Below are 1023 nucleotides of genomic sequence, written 5' to 3' on the forward strand. Positions count from 1 at the left end.
AACCAGTGTGTTTTGCCTGGTGTGGGAATCGCGACTGTGCCCAAAACAGTTGACACAAGACGCACAACCCCCACTACATCCCTATTCGCGACGTTGGCTTCGACCCCAGCGCCGCACCCCCTTATGCCTGGTGACCATAGCGAGTTGGAACCACCCCTTCCCATCCCGAACAGGACCGTGAAACAACTCCGCGCCGATGATAGTGCGGATTCCCGTGTGAAAGTAGGTCATCGCCAGGCTCTTATGCCCCAAAACCCCTCAGCTTACCCAGCTGGGGGGTTTTGTCTTTGGGACGACGGAATCGGCAGGGCGGCCAGGGCTGCTGCGCCGGCCCGGCTTCTCGCCATCCACGCCCTGTCAGACCTCGTAAAGCCGCTCTAAAGCGCGCGGAAGGCGCCCTATAGGGTGAGGACATAGCAATCGTATTGCCGGTTCTGGTGGACGCCAAAGGCAGCAGTATCGACCTGGCGCAGACACCGCGGGCTATCCGCAAGGCACATTTCATCAAACGGAAAGTGCTTGACAGCCCCGGTGGATTACACCATAATCACAAGTTCTCTGCGGAGAGGTGCCCGAGTGGCTAAAGGGGGCAGACTGTAAATCTGTTGGCTTACGCCTACGCTGGTTCGAATCCAGCCCTCTCCACCAGAATGCAAGACAGCAACCCGGCGAGTGCCGGTGAAGCGCGAAGTAACCGGGCGGGTGTAGCTCAATGGTAGAGCAGAAGCCTTCCAAGCTTACGACGAGGGTTCGATTCCCTTCACCCGCTCCACCAAGCGGTTGCCGTCGAGAGAAGTGATCTAAGTTTCGCCCATGTGGCTCAGTGGTAGAGCACTCCCTTGGTAAGGGAGAGGTCGGCAGTTCGATCCTGCCCATGGGCACCAAATACCGCACTGGCAATATCGCTGCCGACACAGGAGTCGTGAAATGGCAAAGGAAAAGTTCGAGCGGACCAAGCCGCACGTGAACGTTGGTACGATTGGTCACGTTGACCATGGCAAGACCACGCTGACCGCAGCGATC

General features: G+C 58.2%; 1 protein-coding gene, 3 tRNA genes and 1 rRNA gene. All 5 read left to right on the forward strand.

Annotation, left to right across the window (positions count from 1 at the left end; all coding sequences use genetic code 11):
• Positions 1 to 126 precede the first annotated feature (126 nt).
• Positions 127 to 239 (forward strand): 5S ribosomal RNA (gene rrf, locus RM96_RS30220).
• 323 nt (positions 240 to 562) lie between these two features.
• Positions 563 to 648 (forward strand) — tRNA-Tyr (locus RM96_RS30225).
• A 50-nt stretch (positions 649 to 698) separates the two neighbouring features.
• Positions 699 to 772 (forward strand) — tRNA-Gly (locus tag RM96_RS30230).
• A gap of 37 nt (positions 773 to 809) precedes the next feature.
• A tRNA-Thr gene (locus RM96_RS30235) sits at positions 810 to 884 on the forward strand.
• A 43-nt stretch (positions 885 to 927) separates the two neighbouring features.
• Positions 928 to 1023: GTP-binding protein (locus tag RM96_RS38035; protein WP_039011239.1), on the forward strand; the 96-nt coding region annotated here is incomplete at its 3' end.

The sequence above is a fragment of the Cupriavidus sp. IDO genome (assembly GCF_000812465.1).
In the GTDB taxonomy this organism is placed as follows: domain Bacteria; phylum Pseudomonadota; class Gammaproteobacteria; order Burkholderiales; family Burkholderiaceae; genus Cupriavidus.